General features: G+C 46.5%; 19 protein-coding genes and 1 other annotated feature. Of the genes, 4 read left to right on the top strand and 15 right to left on the bottom strand.

Annotated elements, in window-relative coordinates; translation table 11 throughout:
• Positions 1-4 precede the first annotated feature (4 nt).
• From L3V45_RS12765 to L3V45_RS12820, 12 genes are all read right to left on the bottom strand, one after another.
• Entirely contained in the window at positions 5-1,759 is a 1,755-nt protein-coding gene (locus L3V45_RS12765; RefSeq protein ID WP_014305484.1) for a peptidoglycan D,D-transpeptidase FtsI family protein, read from the bottom strand.
• Positions 1,760-1,811: 52 nt separating this feature from the next.
• On the bottom strand, positions 1,812-2,285 hold the full coding sequence (gene greA, locus L3V45_RS12770; protein ID WP_003152766.1) for a transcription elongation factor GreA: 474 nt from the start codon (positions 2,283-2,285) through the stop codon (positions 1,812-1,814).
• A 253-nt stretch (positions 2,286-2,538) separates the two neighbouring features.
• Positions 2,539-3,174, bottom strand: a complete 636-nt coding sequence (udk, locus tag L3V45_RS12775) for a uridine kinase (protein WP_003152763.1) — start codon at positions 3,172-3,174, stop codon at positions 2,539-2,541.
• A 6-nt stretch (positions 3,175-3,180) separates the two neighbouring features.
• Positions 3,181-4,449, bottom strand: coding sequence for a peptidase U32 family protein (locus tag L3V45_RS12780; protein WP_057080457.1), 1,269 nt, complete (start codon positions 4,447-4,449; stop codon positions 3,181-3,183).
• 17 nt (positions 4,450-4,466) lie between these two features.
• Positions 4,467-5,396, bottom strand: a complete 930-nt coding sequence (locus L3V45_RS12785; RefSeq protein ID WP_003152757.1) for a peptidase U32 family protein — start codon at positions 5,394-5,396, stop codon at positions 4,467-4,469.
• A gap of 6 nt (positions 5,397-5,402) precedes the next feature.
• Positions 5,403-6,056, bottom strand: a complete 654-nt coding sequence (locus L3V45_RS12790; protein ID WP_060387070.1) for an O-methyltransferase — start codon at positions 6,054-6,056, stop codon at positions 5,403-5,405.
• Between the two features lie 151 nt (positions 6,057-6,207).
• Positions 6,208-7,299: an endolytic transglycosylase MltG gene (gene mltG / locus L3V45_RS12795; RefSeq protein WP_057080455.1), complete on the bottom strand. Its 1,092-nt coding sequence runs from the start codon at positions 7,297-7,299 to the stop codon at positions 6,208-6,210.
• A 110-nt stretch (positions 7,300-7,409) separates the two neighbouring features.
• Positions 7,410-7,691, bottom strand: a complete 282-nt coding sequence (locus L3V45_RS12800) for a DUF1292 domain-containing protein (RefSeq protein ID WP_003152751.1) — start codon at positions 7,689-7,691, stop codon at positions 7,410-7,412.
• 12 nt (positions 7,692-7,703) lie between these two features.
• Positions 7,704-8,120, bottom strand: a complete 417-nt coding sequence (ruvX, locus tag L3V45_RS12805) for a Holliday junction resolvase RuvX (protein WP_003152750.1) — start codon at positions 8,118-8,120, stop codon at positions 7,704-7,706.
• Positions 8,121-8,128: 8 nt separating this feature from the next.
• Positions 8,129-8,395, bottom strand: a complete 267-nt coding sequence (locus tag L3V45_RS12810; protein ID WP_003152749.1) for an IreB family regulatory phosphoprotein — start codon at positions 8,393-8,395, stop codon at positions 8,129-8,131.
• An 84-nt stretch (positions 8,396-8,479) separates the two neighbouring features.
• On the bottom strand, positions 8,480-11,116 hold the full coding sequence (gene alaS / locus L3V45_RS12815; protein WP_022552894.1) for an alanine--tRNA ligase: 2,637 nt from the start codon (positions 11,114-11,116) through the stop codon (positions 8,480-8,482).
• 80 nt (positions 11,117-11,196) lie between these two features.
• Positions 11,197-11,404 (bottom strand) — a binding site (T-box leader).
• Between the two features lie 43 nt (positions 11,405-11,447).
• The gene (locus L3V45_RS12820) at positions 11,448-12,509 is read right to left on the bottom strand and encodes an AI-2E family transporter (RefSeq protein ID WP_060387072.1); all 1,062 of its coding nucleotides are present in this window, start codon (positions 12,507-12,509) and stop codon (positions 11,448-11,450) included.
• 219 nt (positions 12,510-12,728) lie between these two features.
• On the opposite strand from L3V45_RS12820, the gene L3V45_RS12825 reads away from it, so the two are divergent.
• Genes L3V45_RS12825 through L3V45_RS12840 form a run of 4 tightly spaced genes read left to right on the top strand, consistent with a single transcriptional unit; the run spans position 12,729 to position 15,687 of the window.
• Positions 12,729-13,457: an amino acid ABC transporter ATP-binding protein gene (locus L3V45_RS12825; protein ID WP_003152746.1), complete on the top strand. Its 729-nt coding sequence runs from the start codon at positions 12,729-12,731 to the stop codon at positions 13,455-13,457.
• A gap of 20 nt (positions 13,458-13,477) precedes the next feature.
• Positions 13,478-14,305 (top strand): transporter substrate-binding domain-containing protein, encoded by an 828-nt coding sequence (locus tag L3V45_RS12830; protein WP_003152745.1) that lies wholly within the window; start codon positions 13,478-13,480, stop codon positions 14,303-14,305.
• A gap of 56 nt (positions 14,306-14,361) precedes the next feature.
• The gene (locus L3V45_RS12835) at positions 14,362-15,012 is read left to right on the top strand and encodes an amino acid ABC transporter permease (RefSeq protein WP_003152744.1); all 651 of its coding nucleotides are present in this window, start codon (positions 14,362-14,364) and stop codon (positions 15,010-15,012) included.
• Positions 15,013-15,030: 18 nt separating this feature from the next.
• On the top strand, positions 15,031-15,687 hold the full coding sequence (locus L3V45_RS12840) for an amino acid ABC transporter permease (RefSeq protein ID WP_024085646.1): 657 nt from the start codon (positions 15,031-15,033) through the stop codon (positions 15,685-15,687).
• Positions 15,688-15,722: 35 nt separating this feature from the next.
• Here the strand turns inward: L3V45_RS12840 and L3V45_RS12845 are convergent, their stop codons facing one another.
• The 3 genes from L3V45_RS12845 to L3V45_RS12855 are packed head-to-tail and all read right to left on the bottom strand — an operon-like array spanning position 15,723 to position 16,538.
• On the bottom strand, positions 15,723-15,854 hold the full coding sequence (locus L3V45_RS12845; protein WP_003152741.1) for a YrzQ family protein: 132 nt from the start codon (positions 15,852-15,854) through the stop codon (positions 15,723-15,725).
• A 21-nt stretch (positions 15,855-15,875) separates the two neighbouring features.
• Positions 15,876-16,067 (bottom strand): hypothetical protein, encoded by a 192-nt coding sequence (locus L3V45_RS12850; RefSeq protein ID WP_003152738.1) that lies wholly within the window; start codon positions 16,065-16,067, stop codon positions 15,876-15,878.
• A 12-nt stretch (positions 16,068-16,079) separates the two neighbouring features.
• On the bottom strand, positions 16,080-16,538 hold the full coding sequence (locus tag L3V45_RS12855; RefSeq protein ID WP_236837025.1) for a PRC-barrel domain-containing protein: 459 nt from the start codon (positions 16,536-16,538) through the stop codon (positions 16,080-16,082).
• Positions 16,539-16,654: the final 116 nt, after the last annotated feature.

Genomic DNA, 16,654 nt, shown 5'->3' on the forward strand with positions numbered 1-16,654 from the left:
TGTTCTATGTCTGATTTGTTTCATTTTCATGTACCTTTTTAACAATATCATAAAACACTGTATTTGTCAGAGCCTTATCCCCCGGCGTGTCCATGTGCAGCACCACGAGAGCGTATTTCGGCTTGTCCGCGGGAAAGTATCCCGCAAACCATTTGTGGTAAAGCGTCTGTTTTTCTTTTGTGAACATTCCCGTCTGGGCCGTTCCCGATTTGCCTGCTATCTCATACGGCAGATCCTGAAACCTTCGGCCGGTTCCTTTCGGTGAGGTGACGACTTCTCTGAGAATTTTTTGAAGCTGCTGCGCCGTATATTTGTCGATGTTTTCCCCTTTTAACGGCTGATCTTTGAATGACGCCATCGTCGTTTTGTTTTTGTATTCAATTTTGTCCGCGATTTTGACTTGTTTTTTCTCACCGCCGCGCGCGATCGCCGCCATCATATTGGCGACTTCAAGAGGCGTGACTTTCACGTTTTTTTGCCCGATCGCCGTCTGTGCGACGGCTTTTTTTACGGTTTTGTCTTTGTCATCTCCCCAAATGACCCCGCTTTTTTCATTATACAGCTGCCTGAATCCGTCTTCCCGGTACAGCTTGCCTTCCCAGCCCGCCCGCTGTGTGAGACCTAGTTTCTCCGCCATGTTTTCAATAACGGAATCATCTTTTTTGATCAATTTTTCCGCAAGACTTGTAAACGTATAATTGCAGCTTTGGGCAAAGCTTTCTCCAAAACTGAGCGTGCCTTTGTCATCCCCCGGCTCTCCGTACAGGTTGAGATTGCAGTTAAAGGATGTGCCCGGCTTCACTTCGTTTTGTTCTATTGCGGCTGCGGCGATCACCGTTTTAAACACTGATCCCGGATAAATCGGCGTCAGCATGTAATTTTGCAGTGTCTGCTGCTTTGACATGTCGGCGTCAGGCTTTGATACCATTCCGAGCACACTGCTTTTTTCAATGTCTAAAAGGACGGCTCCCCCCTTTTTTAACCCGCGGTCTTTCAATACATCTTCCATTGCTTTTTGAATATTGCGGTCGATGGAGGTTTTGACTTGCAGCGGATAAAACGCGTTTGCTTCAGCCGTATATTTGACGTCCATTCCGAATAAAGGGTTTCCCCTTCCGTCGACATGATACAAAAGTTTTGTGTCCTGATCCGCCAGTAAAAACTCATCAAACGTCCGCTCCATCCCGCTTGTCCCGATTTTTGCCGTGATCGGCAGTTCCTTCCTGCCGGGGTATTTCTTTTTCAAAAGCTCAGGGTCCTGGTTTGTCGCGCCCAACAGATGAGCGGCTATGTTTGTTTCTTTGCTGTCTTTCATATATACGCCGTAAATGCCGGGATATTTCAAAGAATTGATATTTGCCACGGATTGTTTCGTCAAATGTTTTATTTTTCTGCTGTTCAGGATCACCGGTTTTTTTGCTTCCGTCAGCAGCTGCCTGAGCTCCCCCTGTTTCATTCCGAGAATGTCTGATACCCGGTCAACCGGCCAATCCTGCGTCACGAGAAAGGGAAACAGTATGACGGCAGGCTGCTTTTTTCCGGTCAGTTCTTTGCCGTTCCGATCAAGAAAAGAGCCGCGGCCGTCTGAAATAAGGACTTCTTCCGTCCGCTGCTTGACGCTTTCCTGAATCAGATTAATATTGGATTTTGAAAAAGATTCTGTAAAAAACAGCTGAATTTCAGCCAGCCTTGCAAGCAGAAAGAAAAACACGAGCAGAAAACAAATCACGGCCGTTTTCAGCCTTTTTGATACGATCATAAAAAACACCTCATCCACATTTTGGACGAGGTGTTTCATTGTTAAACGGATCTTATGAAATTTTCACAATTTTCACGAGCATTTCTCCGCCCGGCGTCTGAACTGTCACTTCTTCGTCCACTTTTCTGCCGAGCAGGCTTTTTGCGATTGGCGAGTCGTTTGAGATTTTTCCTTCAAACGGATCAGCTTCAGCGCTTCCGACAATCGTGTAAGATTCTTCTTCACCGTCGGGCAATTCGATGAATGATACGGTTTTTCCCAAACCGACTACATTTGAACCGCCGTCGTCCTCGATGATTTTCGCATTGCGGATCATGTTTTCAAGCGTCGTGATGCGCCCTTCCACAAATGCCTGTTCTTCTTTTGCGGAATCATACTCAGAGTTCTCTGACAGATCTCCGAAGCTTCTTGCGATTTTAATGCGCTCTACTACTTCTTTACGTTTAACCGTTTTCAATTGCTCTAATTCTTGTTCAAGTTTTTGTTTTCCTTCGTGAGTCATCGGAAAAACTTTTTCTTGTGCCATGTTCCTTCACTCCTTGGTGGTTGTCCCTCAACAATAACGTGTGATTATGTATGAGAGCATAAACGAAAAAATCAAGAATGAGAACACAGGGCAGTCCTCGTTCTTCTCTCCCATATAGGTACTGTTTATCTTAAACTGAATGTGTGTTTTCTGCAAATGTTTCGGTTTATAAACAGGGAAAGAAGGGAACTGTCTCATTCCCTTCCAGCCTATACATAATATGGTCTGAGTTATTTATGTCTATGCTATGGTATTACAAAATTGCATTTTGTTCAAGGATCGTTTGAATCTTCGTGACCATCAGATCAATTGCGACGTGGTTTTGTCCGCCTTCCGGAATAATGATGTCCGCGTAGCGTTTCGTCGGTTCAACAAACTGATTGTGCATCGGTCTGACGACGGACACATACTGCTCAATGACAGAATCGATTGAACGGCCTCTTTCGTTAATATCTCTCATAATCCGTCTGATGATACGGAGATCCGCGTCCGTGTCGACATAAAGTTTCATATCCATGAGGTCGCGAAGTCTTTTATCTTCGAGAACGAGAATGCCTTCCAGAATAATGACATCCTTCGGCTCAACCGGAATGGTTTCCTCAGAACGCGTATGCAGTTTATAATCATAAATCGGCTTTTCTATCGGCCGGTAATTCAAAAGCTCTTGAATATGCTCGATTAAATAGTCATTATCAAATGCGAGCGGGTGATCATAGTTTGTGTTCAGCCTTTCTTCAAACGGAAGATGGCTTTGGTCTTTATAATAAAGGTCTTGCTGGATCATTAAAATCGAGTGTCCTTTAAACTGTTCATAGATGGAACGGGTGACGCTTGTTTTTCCTGATCCGGAACCTCCTGCGATGCCTATAACTACAGGACTCTTACCCATTGGTGATTACTTCCCCTTTCTCATCATGTTGCTCGGATAAATCTTTTTGTCTACTTTAAATCTAACGATTTGCAGGGGATGGCGGGCAGCATCAAGCTCGTTTCCGTCTTCGTCCCAAATAGTGCCGATTGTGAATGTGAAATTGTCGATTTCAGGACCGAAAAATTCCACTTCGTCACCTTGTTTAAAGAAATTGCGCTGCTGGAGCGTCACCATTTGAGTTTCCTCGTCATACGCGAGCACGAGACCGGCAAAATCAAATGTTGTTTTCTTTCCGTGTTCGCCGAACATCTGCTCTTCATACCCGGGCGTGCCTTCAAAGAAAGCAGGCGCGGTATCCCGGTTTGCACATTTGTCCAGCTCATCCAGCCATTCTTTTTGAATGACAAAGTTTTCAGGATCAGCGCAGTATGCGTCGATGACTTTGCGATACACGCTGACAACCGTCGCAACGTAATGAATCGATTTCATCCGGCCTTCAATTTTCAGGCTGTCGATACCCATCTCAATCATTTGCGGAATGGATTCAATCAATTTTAAATCTTTCGGGCTCATCGCAAACGGAGCGTCTTCTTCGTCATAAAGCGCGACCGCGTTTGCACCGTCTGTCTGATACAGGTCATAATCCCAGCGGCAGGACTGACAGCAGCCGCCGCGGTTGGAATCCCGGGCTGTCATGTGATTGCTCAGCACGCATCGTCCTGAATAAGCGATACACATGGCGCCGTGGATAAAGGTTTCGATTTCAATGTCCACCTTTTCCTTCATTTCTTTAATTTCCAGTCCGCTCGTTTCACGGGCAAGCACCACGCGGTCAAGCCCTTCTTCTTTCCAGAACTGCACCGCTTTCCAGTTGGAAAGGGACTGCTGTGTGCTGAGGTGAATTTCTACGTCCGGGGCCACTCTCCGGCATGTTTCAATAATCAGCGGATCAGCGACGATAATTCCGGCAACTTTTGCGTCTCCCAACGCTTTTAAGTATTCTTCCAGACCGTCCATATTTTCATTATGGGCGAAAATGTTTGTTGTCACATATATTTTTGCCCCGTATTTTTTGGCAAATTCTACGCCCTCTGCGATTTCTTCTATTGAGAAGTTATCCGCATTTGAGCGGAGTCCGTATTCCTGTCCTCCGATAAAAACCGCGTCCGCTCCGTAATGAACGGCAATTTTTAATTTTTCAAGGTTTCCTGCCGGAGCAAGGAGTTCAGGTTTTTTCGTAATGACGCGTTTTCCGTTTACGACTTTGGAAATGGTTTGATTTACGGCTGTCATCCGTTGCACCCTCCTTTTTAATAGACCGTTTCTTTAAAGAAGAATCCTGTGTCGATGCTTCTGTTCACAGGCTGAATGCTTTCAATCCGCTCTATCCAGCTCTCTTTTTTCTCTTCGTATGTCTCTCGGCTTTCGAAGCACAGATCGATTGCTTCTCTGTACATGCGGGTCACTTCAGTTAAGTATTCAGGAGACTTCAAAACTCCGTCGATTTTGAAAGAATCGATGCCGGCGTCCATCAGGTCCTCTAATTCATCAATCATGCACACATCGTTCGGGCTCATGATGTGCGTGCCGTTTTCATCTTCAAAAATCGGGTATTTATTGCCCCGTTCCTTGTCATGCAGAAACATTCCCGCTTCTTTTTTCTTCTGTTCGATGTCCATGACTTTTCCCTGGTATTCGAAGTAATGGCCCACTAAAGAACGCTTTGATTGGAACATGCACGTCATGCCGTGGATTTGAATTTCAATTTCAACTTCGGCGTTTTCTTTTATGTCAATGATGCTGTCCATATTTAATTCCTTAGCCAGCACTGCCCGCCGTGCGCCTTTGCGTCCCCAGTAATTGCAGGAATAGTAGTTGGTACCCGTTGTTTCCGTGCTCCAGTGCAGTTTAAGATCGGGAGCCGCTTCACGCGCCGCCATTAAAACGGCCGGATCACCGAAAACAGCCGCATCAACGCCGGCCTCCTGCAAAAAGGCAAGATAGCCGTTCAGCTCGTCCACTTTTTCGTTGTGAAAAATAGCATTGACGGCGGCGTACACTTTCGCGCCTTCCTGATGAGCTGTCTTTACGGCTTCTTTTATATCTTCTCTTGAAAATTCACCGGCCAGTCTCAGGCCGTATCTCTGTTCTCCGACTAACAGGGCCGTTGCGCCCGCTTGAATGAGCGGAAGAATATCCTGTACAGAAGTCGGAGTCACCAAAAGTTCAGGTTTTTTCATGATCATTCACCTCTTCTTTTTACTGATGGCGATGCCGTCTCCGACCGGCAGTATGACCGTTTGATAGTCAGGCCGGTTCATCAGCCATTGGTTATATTGATCAATTTTTTCAACAAGCTTCCGTCTTCTTTTCGGCTCAATGTCCGAGTGATTTTGTGCCACCAGTCCTTTAAACAGAACATTGTCTGTAAAAATGACTCCATCCGGCGCAAGCATCGGTTCATAGAGCTCAAAAAAGTTCGTGTACTGGCCTTTGGCCGCGTCGATAAAAATGGCATCATAAGGAGCCGTGACACGGACAGACTCAGAAAGTTCCAGCGCATCCCCGTGCATTACGTGAACCCGGTTTTCCATTTCAAAGTCTTTTATATTGTTCACAGCTTCTTCATAGCGTTTGTCGTCCCGTTCAATCGTGTAAATATTCGCATCCGGAAGCTCAAGCGCCATCCGTATGGCGGAATATCCGATTGCCGCGCCGATTTCCAAAATGTTTTTCGCCTGTTGAATCGACAGCATTTGAAGCAGCACTTCAATGCCCGCTTCTTCCATAATCGGAACATGGTGCTCTTTTGCATAGGCTTCAAGCTTTTTCACTTTATCAGGCCGAGGCTTCAGCATCGCGTTTATATACTCGTTTATTTGTTCATACCGATCATTCACGGCAAACAGCCTCCGTTCTAAAAAGGAGTGCCCCTGACGAATCCGCGGGGACACTCTCTTAAGACACTTCTTTATCCATAAGTAAACAACCCGATATATTTTATCATAAAACCTTTCAGAATGGAATAAAAGGAGAGCTTTTGCCCTCCTTTTATTCGCTGTCTTTTTTGGAAATATACTTTTCCTTCGCTTTATTATGGTCTTTTAATGTTTTGGTGAAAACGACCTCGCCGTTTGGTTTTGCAAGGAAATAGAGATAATCCGTTTTGTCAGGGCGGAGAGCCGCTTCCCATGATGAATCACCGGCATTTGCAATCGGTCCCGGCGGCAGCCCCTTATGTTTATACGTATTAAACGGAGAATCAATTTTCAGGTCTTTGTAGTAGACCCGGCTTTTATGCTTACCGGCCGCATATAATACCGTCGGGTCAGTCTGCAGCGGCATTTTTTCTGCAAGCCTGTTGTAAAAAACGCTGGCGATTTTGTGACGGTCGGCTTTGGCGGTGGCTTCTTCTTCAATAAGCGATGCCATCGTCAGCGCGTTATGGACGGAAAGTTTCTTTTTTTCCAGTTCAGATTTATACGTTTCGATACGGGTATTTGTTTCCTGAACCATTGCCGTCAAAATCGTGTCAAGCGATGCATCCGGATCATTAAACGGATATGTGGCCGGATACAGATAGCCTTCGAGCGGATGCTTGAGCTTCTTGTTTGAAAGTGCGTCCGTTATTGTATCAGGAAACTGTTTTTTCAGTTTGCCGATGAATGTTTTGTCATCCAGTTTTGCCATGATCTCTTCTTTTGAATATGATGTTTCTTTTGCGATCGCATCCGCAATCTGTGTAAGCTGTTTTCCTTCAGGAACGGAGATCTGAAAGGCATATCCCGTTGATCCCGCGGTCAGTTTTTTGATAATCGCATCCGCATCCATTCCTTTATTCAGGTGGTAAAATCCCGCCTGAAACCCGGAAGCGCCTTTATACTTCACATACAGCTGAAATGCTTTTTTGCTTTTGATGACATGCTGATCCTCAAGAATTTCAGCGATTGCCGAAACGGAAGAACCGCTCGGAATATTAATATTGACTGCCGTTTTGCTGCCTTTGTCAACCGGGGACAGCAGAGATTTTCCATAGAAAAAAGCACCGCAAATGATGATAAGCAGAGCAATCACGGAGGACAGTATTATCGTTGTTTTTTTGTTTTTACGCGGAAATGAATTTTTAGTCTGATTGATATTCATACAAGTATTTTCCTCCCAACAGCTCTTATACTACATGATTCATGTGCATTCGGCAATTTATTACAAAAAAAAGCCGAAGCGCATATGCGCTCCGGCTTTTTCCGTTCATTTTATTCTTCGTCTTCTTCCGCTAAAAACGTGTTCAGCGTTTCTTCGATCATTTCCCACTCTTCATCGGTTTCAATCGGCATCAGTTCGCCGTCTTCACCGTTTTCGTTCGGTTCGAAGCTTGAAGCGTGAATTTCGATTTCATCATCGTCTTGAGCATCAATCGGATAATAAAGTACGTAAGATTTGTTGAATGTGTCGTTTTCAAATGTGAACAGCACTTCGCAAAGCTGTTCGTTGCCTTGATCATCGACAATTGTAATATGTTTTTCGCCGTGTTCCATTTCTTTCACCTCTTAGTTTAAACTGTCCAGATATCCTTGAAGGATCATGACAGCCGCCATTTTATCAATGACTTTTTTTCGTTTTTGCCTGCTGACGTCAGCCGCGATCAGCATTTTTTCAGCCGCCATCGTCGTCAGACGCTCGTCCCACAGCACAACAGGGACATTGTACGCTGTTTCAAGCAGTTTCGCAAATGTTTGGCTGGCTTCGCCTCTCGGACCGATCGTCCCGTTCATGTTTTTCGGAAAACCGAGCACGATCTTCTCTACATTATAGTCTTTCATCAGCTCGGATAAACGGTCCAGACCGTAATCTCCTTCAGCCTCGTTTATTTTTATCGTCTCAATGCCCTGAGCGGTCCAGCCCATTTCATCGCTTAAAGCTACGCCGAGTGTTTTCGTTCCAAGATCAAGTCCCAATATTCTCATGAATGTATTTACGCCTCTTTATGCTGTTCTAGATAGGATTTTACCAATTCCTCGATTAATTCGTCACGTTCCAGTTTGCGAATTAAGTTCCGGGCGTCGCGATGCCTAGGAATGTATGCAGGATCTCCAGACAGCAAGTATCCGACAATCTGGTTGATAGGATTGTACCCCTTTTCCTGAAGCGCATCATATACCGTAATCAGCACTTCTTCGACGTTTGTTTCAGCAGAATCATCGGAGAAATTAAATTTCATCGTTTTATCAAACGAGCTCACCGTTTTGCACCTCTTTCCCAAATTCGCAGGCAAAGTTCAGCCTGAGGTCCTCATCTTATCATCATTCTACACTAGTTGAAAGGATTATAAAACGGATTTTATCCAATCTTCCGCAGATGCGAGCGCCTCTTCCAATTTTTCAGGCTGCTTTCCGCCGGCCTGCGCCATGTCCGGACGGCCTCCGCCTCCGCCTCCGCAGACTTCAGCCGCTTGTTTGACCATTTTGCCGGCGTGAAGGCCTTTTTCAATCAGGTCTTTTGTTACGCCTGCTGAAAGGTTGACTTTCTCGTTTTGCACGGCGCCGAGAATGATGACCGCAGAACCGAGCTTCGCTTTCAGATCATCCACCATAGTGCGAAGGTGGTTCATGTCTTTCGCATTTACTTTTTCAGCCAGCACTTTTACGCCGCCGATGTCTTTTACTTTAGACAGAATGGCTCCGGCTTCCACATTGCCAAGTTTGCTGAGCAATGATTCATTTTCTCTTTGCGCTTCCTTCAGCTCCGCTTGAAGAGACTGAATTCGCTTCGGTACGTCTTTTACGTTTGATTTCAGCTCATCCGCAGCGTGCTGCAGAAGGCTGAGCTGGCTGTTCATTTCCTGATAAGCGCCTTTTCCTGTTACGGCTTCGATTCTTCGCGTACCTGCGCCGATCCCTGATTCGGATACGATTTTAAACAGGCCGATTTCAGCCGTATTCGTGACATGGCATCCGCCGCAAAGCTCCAGGCTGTAATCTCCGACTTGTACGACGCGGACGATATCGCCGTATTTCTCGCCGAACAGGGCCATCGCGCCCATTTCTTTCGCTTCATTGATCGGTTTCAAATCAATCGCTACCGGAATGCTCTCCCAGATTTTTTCGTTGACGATTCCTTCAATGCGTTCAAGTTCTTCTTTCGTCACTTGACCGAAATGAGAGAAGTCAAAACGCAGACGATTTTCGGTAACGAGTGAACCCGCTTGGTTGACATGTGTGCCGAGAACGTCTTTCAGCGCCTGGTGCAGAAGGTGGGTTGCTGTATGGTTTTTCACCACACCGCTTCTCATTTGATCTTCAACTTCAGCCGTCACGCTTGCGCCTTTTTGAATCGTGCCGCTATCCACCGTGCCTTCGTGTACATGCTGACCGTTCGGAGCTTTTTTCACGTCTTTAATGGTTACGACAGCCTGCTCGCTTCTCAGCACTCCTCTGTCACCGATCTGTCCGCCGCTTTCAGCATAGAAAGGCGTTTTGTCAAGAAGAATTTGGACGGTATCCCCTTCATGCGCCTCGCTGATTAATTGCCCGTCATGAAGAAGCTCGATCACCTTCGCTTCAGCTTTTACGGCACTGTAGCCGACAAATGTGCTTTCTGCGGTAATGTCGCGCAATGCGCCGCCCTGCACCTGCATGCTTCCTACATCTTGGCGCGCATTTCTCGCCCGTTCACGCTGTTTTTCCATTTCGGCTTCAAAGCCTTTATGGTCAACCTTCATTTGTTCATCTTCCGCGTATTCCTCCGTCAATTCAACCGGGAATCCGTACGTATCGTACAGTTTGAATACGTCTTTTCCGGAGATGATGCCGCTGCCTTTTTCCTTCTCTTTCTTTATCACGTCAGATAAAATAGCCAGACCTTCGTTTAATGTTTCGTGGAAGCGCTCTTCCTCCGTTTTGATGACTTTGGCGATAAACTCTTGCTTTTCTTTCACCTCCGGATAGAAAGCGTCCATAATTCCTGCAACAGTCGGTACCAGCTCGTACATAAACGGACGGCTGATACCGATGGTTTTCGCGTATCGCACCGCCCGGCGCAAGAGGCGTCTCAGTACATACCCGCGCCCTTCATTTGACGGCAGAGCTCCGTCGCTTACCGCAAATGCGACCGTTCTGATATGATCGGCGATCACTTTAAAGGCCGTATCCTTCACTGCGTCCTTTCCGTAAGCATCTCCGGAAATGCGCTCTGTTGCTTCAATAATCGGCATAAACAAATCAGTGTCAAAGTTTGTCGGGACGTCCTGAATCACGGAGACCATCCGTTCAAGCCCCATGCCCGTATCAATGTTTTTCTTCGGAAGCGGTGTGTACGTGCCGTCCGGGTTGTGGTTGAACTCTGAGAATACCAGGTTCCATACTTCAAGATAGCGGTCATTTTCGCCGCCCGGATACAATTCAGAATCTGACGGGTCATTGCCGTATTTCTCGCCGCGGTCATAGAAAATTTCCGTATTCGGTCCGCTCGGGCCTTCGCCGATATCCCAGAAGTTCCCTTCCAGACGGATGATTCTTTCTTCCGGAACGCCGATTTTTTCCGCCCATAGCGTATAAGCTTCTTCATCCTCAGGGTGAACCGTTACAGACAGCAGCTCCGGATCAAAGCCGATCCACTTTTCGCTCGTTAAAAACTCCCATGCCCACGTGATGGCTTCTTCTTTAAAATAATCACCGATGGAAAAGTTTCCGAGCATCTCAAAGAACGTGTGGTGGCGCGCCGTTTTCCCCACATTTTCAATATCATTTGTGCGGATTGATTTTTGCGCGTTTACAATTCTCGGATTCTCCGGCACAACGCGGCCGTCAAAGTACTTTTTCAGCGTCGCAACGCCGCTGTTGATCCACAGTAAAGACGGATCTTCATGCGGAACCAATGAGGCGCTCGGTTCAACGGCATGACCTTTTTCTTTAAAGAAATCTAAAAACATTTGACGTACTTCAGCAGAAGTTAAGTGTTTCATCTATATTCCTCCTTATCACTACCCGAAATTCTCTTTTGCGACAGCAAAAAAGCTCTCTCCCTATGCAAACCATGCGTTCACACAGGGACGAGAGCTGTCTCGCGGTACCACCCTGATTACAGGCCGAAAAAGGCCTGTCACCTTTCATCCCGTAACGCAGGATTGCGGCAGCCTTTAACTGCACTCAGGATTAGCTTCGGCCGATCTTCTGCTGAAGCTCCTCTCAGCGTATCGGAGCTTCTCTCTTAAACAGGGCTTCGGCGTACTCTTATCCGTCACTCGAGATTCGTATGTATTCTACTCGAAATTATAGACAAGCAGAACCCGAATGTCAATGTTCCGTCCTGATCCGCAAAAAGTGAATGGCCGTCACTTTTAAAACGGCTGCCGCCGGAACAGCGAGAATCATGCCGGGAATGCCCGCGAGCTCTCCTCCGGCAAGAAGCGCAAGCATGATCACGACGGGGTGCATTTTGAGACTTCGCCCGACAATGAGCGGGCTCAAAATGTTTCCTTCTATAAATTGAAGAATAAAAATCGTGACGATTACGATGATCACAGCCTTGGAGGAAATCGCCAGCGAAAGGAGCAGCGCCGGCACAGCGCCGATAAACGGACCGAAATACGGGATAACATTCGTAATCCCGATGGCAAGGCCCAAAATCAGCGGGTAAGGAAGCCCGAACAGCCAAAATGAAACACCGGCTATTAACCCGAGCAAAAAACAAACGAGAAGCTGACCGCGGATGTAATCACCGAGAGAGTCGTCCACATCCCGCAGAAATTCACTCCCCCTTTTTCTCCAGGACTTCGGCGTCAAATACCAGACCGTCTTTTTCATGACGCCTATATCCTTCACCATATAGAACACGAGAAAAGGAATCGTCGCCGCGATCAGGATATAATCAAGCACGAAACGGATGCTTCTGATCGTGCTTTCAATCGTGCCGGCAAGAAACGTTTCTGTCTGCTGAATCATTTTGTCCATCCGATGGTGCATGCCGTCAGGCCAATGATCCGTGTGATTATGCAGATGCCTCAGCATGCTGTTGTAGTTTTCGGCAAGACCGGGAATGCTCTCAGACAGATCCTGCAGCTGTTCAATTAAAACAGGAACCCCTTTATAAACCCCCCAGCCGATTCCGCCGAAAAACAGGCAATAAATCAGAAGCAGGCTTAAAGTTCTAGGCATCCCTTTTCTATGAAGCCATTCAGTAATCGGAAGTAAAAGATAAGCAATAAATACTGCGATGAATATAGGAATAAAGAGAGATTTTATAACAAGCCAAATGGGAGACCATAACATATCGAGCATGCAAAAGACATACACTGTTAACAAAACGAGCAGACATACAGCCGTCCACAGTAAGAGCTGCAGCGGTTTTTGAAGCATGACGTTTCACCTCTTGCTTTATCTTTTGACAGAAAGCCGGAATTATTCTCGTTTCATAAACTCCGCCTTATGACGCAGATCTCTTGACGGGAATAATTATCAGAAATTACGAAATAATCTAAATAATATTCGTAAAAGTCTGTATAACCATCGTAATGTGTTAAAGGATTTCAAAACTGTCCAGTCAATATGACTCATGTTTTTTTAAGGAGGATGGCCATGATTTCATTTCAGGATGTAAATAAGCACTACGGACATTTCCACGTGCTGAAAAACATTAATCTGCACATTAAAAAAGGGGAAGTCGTCGTTATCATCGGACCTTCAGGATCGGGAAAAAGCACGCTTCTCCGCTGCATTAATCAGCTGGAAACAGTTGATGGAGGCGCCTTAACGGTAAACGGCGTCTCCATCCGTGACAAGAAAACGGATATAAATCAGGTCCGCCGGAATATCGGCATGGTGTTTCAGCATTTTCATCTGTACCCGCACAAAACCGTTCTGCAAAATATCATGCTCGCACCGATCAAAGTGCTCAAGCAATCAAAAGAAGAAGCAAAGGAAACGGCCTTATACTATTTGAAAAAAGTCGGTATACCGGACAAAGCGGACGCTTATCCTTCACAGCTTTCCGGCGGCCAGCAGCAGCGTGTCGCCATCGCCAGGGGGCTTGCGATGAAGCCCGAAATTATGCTGTTTGATGAACCCACATCCGCGCTTGATCCGGAAATGATCGGGGAAGTGCTGGATGTCATGAAAACACTCGCAAAGGAAGGCATGACCATGGCAGTCGTCACACATGAAATGGGATTCGCAAAAGAAGTGGCGGACCGCATCGTGTTTATCGACGGCGGATCCATCTTAGAAGAAGCTGCACCGGCTGAATTTTACGAAAGCCCCCGTGAAGAGAGGGCGCGTTTATTCTTAAGCCGTATTTTAAATCACTGAAAAGAAACGGAGGAGCGCTTATGTCACGCGCAACAAAATGGTTGTCATTCGGATTGATATCACTGCTGGCCGTCTTTATGCTGGCAGCCTGCGGAGGGAAAGAAACGTCCGGGGATTCAAAAGGAACGGGAAAAGACACGTTAGCCTCTATTAAAGACAGAGACAAAATCATCTTCGGCGTCAAAACCGATACGAGGTTATTCGGGCTGAAAAACCCAAGCTCTGGTGATATTGAAGGCTTCGATATTGATATCTCAAAACAGCTCGCAAAAGATATTCTGGGGGATGAGAAGAAAGCGGAATTTAAAGAAGTGACGTCAAAAACGAGGATTCCGATGCTGCAAAACGGCGATATCGACGCCATCACCGCCACGATGACGATAACGGATGAGCGGAAAAAAGAAGTTGATTTCTCAGATGTTTATTTTGAAGCCGGGCAATCCCTGCTCGTCAAAAAAGGAAGCAGCATCAAAAGCACCGAAGACCTGGGAAAAGGCTCAAAAGTATTGGCGGTAAAAGGCTCCACTTCCTCACAGAACATCAGAGAAAAAGCGCCTGACGCCTCAGTGCTGGAATTTGAAAATTACGCCGAAGCGTTCACTGCGCTTAAAGCGGGACAGGGAGATGCGCTCACAACCGATAATGCGATTTTATACGGCATGGCCGATGAAAATAAACAATATCAGCTGACGGGCGAAACCTTTACCGATGAACCTTACGGAATCGCCGTCAAAAAAGGCCAATCCGGCCTTGTCAAAGAAATCAACGCCTCTTTGAAAAAAATGAAAGCCGACGGCAGGTACGAAAAAATCTATAAAAAATGGATAAAAGAAGAACCGGCAAAATAGGACGGACCGCGGGATGAGCATGCATGCTCATCCCCGTTTTATAAGGAGTGACATAGATGAACTTTTCAATTTTAACGGAAAACTTCGATATGTATATGGACGGTTTCCTGCACACATTGCTTGCGAGCTTCATCGCGCTGGCAGGCAGCTTTGCGCTGGGCGTTCTGATCGCAGTCATGAGAATCACGGCTTTCAAACCCCTTCAATGGATCGGCACTGCGTATGTGGAATTTATCCGTAACATCCCGCTTCTCCTCATCACATTCGTTTTTTATTTCGGACTTCCGAACGCCGGGCTGAGACTGGACGGCTTTCAGGCGGGAACGATTGCGCTTACGATTTACACGTCCGCCTTTATCGCAGAAGCCATCAGAGCCGGAATTCAGACTGTCCCCAAAGGGCAGATGGAAGCGGCCAGATCGTCAGGCTTCACCTACAGTCAGGCGATGAGATATATCATTCTTCCTCAGGCCGTAAAAATCGTCATTCCCCCGCTCGGAAACCAATTTCTCAACCTTGTCAAAAACTCATCAATACTCGGAGTGGTGGCGGGACTCGATTTGATGTATCAGGCGGATCTCGTGTCCTCGAGCACTCTTGTCGTGTTTGATGTCTATATTTTCGTCGCGCTTTTTTATTTGATATTAACGATCCCGCTCAGCATCGGGGTTCACTATTTGGAAAGACGTCTCGGAAAAAGTTATTAGAGAAGGAGAGTGAATAACATGGATTTTAGCGGCGCCTATACACCTGACCATCTGCTGTTTTTATGGGACGGCTTTTTGGTCACACTTTATGTTGCGCTGATCTCCATTGTCCTGAGTTTTATGTTCGGGCTTGCCGCCGGCACTTTGCGCTATGCGAACATTCCTATCGTCTCGGGCATTATAGCGGCCATTGTGGAAACCATCCGCAACCTGCCGCTCTTATTAATCATTTTCTTTACGTTTTTTGCCCTTCCGGAAATCGGGATCAAACTGGAAATTACCGCGGCCGCCATCACGGCGCTGACGATTTTTGAATCGGCCATGCTGTCAGAAATCATCAGAAGCGGTTTGCAATCCGTTGACAAAGGACAGATTGAAGCGGCGCGTTCTTCAGGACTGACGTACACGCAGACTCTTTTTCTCGTCGTCATGCCGCAGGCGCTCAGGCGTATGGTTCCTCCGATTGTGAGCCAGTTTATCTCCTTATTAAAGGATACGTCACTTGCGGTCGTCATCGCTCTGCCCGAACTGATTCATAACGCGCAGATTTTAAACGGACAAAGCGCTGACGGGGGGTATTTTTTCCCGATCTTTCTGCTGGCGGCCCTGATGTATTTCGCGGTCAATTACAGCCTGTCTCTCGCTGCCAGACGGCTGGAAGCGAGACAAACGTAAAAAGGATACTTCCGGAGAAGTATCCTTTTTTCCGCTTAAAACATTTTCATGACTCGTCTTCTCATCCGTTTCATACCTTTTTTATTCAGCATATCGGACTGAGAAGCCATACGATACATAACGGCTCCAGCTCCTAAAGCCAACAGAGAGGTCATTGTTCTGCCCATCGCGCGTATCTCCTTTCAACTTTAAAAATTGATACTGCGTTCGTCTTCAGAAAACAAATCATCAAGACTGCTTAACGTGCCGTCTTCCTCTACTTGATGTGTCGCAATTTTGCCTTTGGCCACCGTCAGCTCAATGAAGCAGCCCCAGCAATAGTATTGGTTTACGCCGATTTTGCCGATATCTTTACTTTTGCAGTTCGGACATACAAGCACAGACTACACCTCTTATCCGTTCAGGACGATGCCTTCTTTCCCCGCTTCAATAAGCATATCGGCGGCGCGGCGCACTTGGCGTCTGCCAGCCAGATCTGAAAAGAAGCCGTCCGAGAGTTCATATGCTACGATTATGCCCTTGTCCAAACAAAAGTATACATCTTCCAGCAAACCGAACATTTCACCATCAGGCGATTTCACCGGCTGCATTTTAATCTGTTCAAAGGTGAAACAGCTCTTCGGCAAAGGCTGCAAATGAGCATGACCGGCAGCTACGGCTTCTTGATCCATCTCTTTTATATCACTTGCCCCTAAAAAAAGATGACGGTTGTGAAACAGGCGTTTCTGCTCCAGCACGAAACCGAGAAACCGGCCGTCCAGAGAGAAACATACATCCGATATCATCCCGAGACTGCGCCCGGTGTTTTCGTCATATACTGTTCGTCCTTCAGCTGCATGGCATGTTCTCAAAGTGTGATCAACCACCTTTTGTTGAACACGTATAGGTTTTGCCAAGAAGCCGGGTAGCATACTTTGAAATGACTTCCACAGGCGAAAACCCGGCGCATGAACATGTGCCGGGTTTT

The organism is Bacillus sp. R45 (assembly GCF_021729365.1).
Taxonomy (GTDB): domain Bacteria; phylum Bacillota; class Bacilli; order Bacillales; family Bacillaceae; genus Bacillus; species Bacillus velezensis.

Bases quoted from the DNA above. Each gene is read 5' to 3' on its own strand.
- L3V45_RS12765 (WP_014305484.1), bottom strand. From the start codon at position 1,759: ATGATCGTATCAAAAAGGCTGAAAACGGCCGTGATTTGTTTTCTGCTC.
- greA (WP_003152766.1), bottom strand. From the start codon at position 2,285: ATGGCACAAGAAAAAGTTTTTCCGATGACTCACGAAGGAAAACAAAAA.
- udk (WP_003152763.1), bottom strand. From the start codon at position 3,174: ATGGGTAAGAGTCCTGTAGTTATAGGCATCGCAGGAGGTTCCGGATCA.
- L3V45_RS12780 (WP_057080457.1), bottom strand. From the start codon at position 4,449: ATGACAGCCGTAAATCAAACCATTTCCAAAGTCGTAAACGGAAAACGC.
- L3V45_RS12785 (WP_003152757.1), bottom strand. From the start codon at position 5,396: ATGAAAAAACCTGAACTTTTGGTGACTCCGACTTCTGTACAGGATATT.
- mltG (WP_057080455.1), bottom strand. From the start codon at position 7,299: ATGAATATCAATCAGACTAAAAATTCATTTCCGCGTAAAAACAAAAAA.
- L3V45_RS12800 (WP_003152751.1), bottom strand. From the start codon at position 7,691: ATGGAACACGGCGAAAAACATATTACAATTGTCGATGATCAAGGCAAC.
- ruvX (WP_003152750.1), bottom strand. From the start codon at position 8,120: ATGAGAATATTGGGACTTGATCTTGGAACGAAAACACTCGGCGTAGCT.
- alaS (WP_022552894.1), bottom strand. From the start codon at position 11,116: ATGAAACACTTAACTTCTGCTGAAGTACGTCAAATGTTTTTAGATTTC.
- L3V45_RS12820 (WP_060387072.1), bottom strand. From the start codon at position 12,509: ATGCTTCAAAAACCGCTGCAGCTCTTACTGTGGACGGCTGTATGTCTG.
- L3V45_RS12825 (WP_003152746.1), top strand. From the start codon at position 12,729: ATGATTTCATTTCAGGATGTAAATAAGCACTACGGACATTTCCACGTG.
- L3V45_RS12830 (WP_003152745.1), top strand. From the start codon at position 13,478: ATGTCACGCGCAACAAAATGGTTGTCATTCGGATTGATATCACTGCTG.
- L3V45_RS12835 (WP_003152744.1), top strand. From the start codon at position 14,362: ATGAACTTTTCAATTTTAACGGAAAACTTCGATATGTATATGGACGGT.
- L3V45_RS12840 (WP_024085646.1), top strand. From the start codon at position 15,031: ATGGATTTTAGCGGCGCCTATACACCTGACCATCTGCTGTTTTTATGG.
- L3V45_RS12845 (WP_003152741.1), bottom strand. From the start codon at position 15,854: ATGGGCAGAACAATGACCTCTCTGTTGGCTTTAGGAGCTGGAGCCGTT.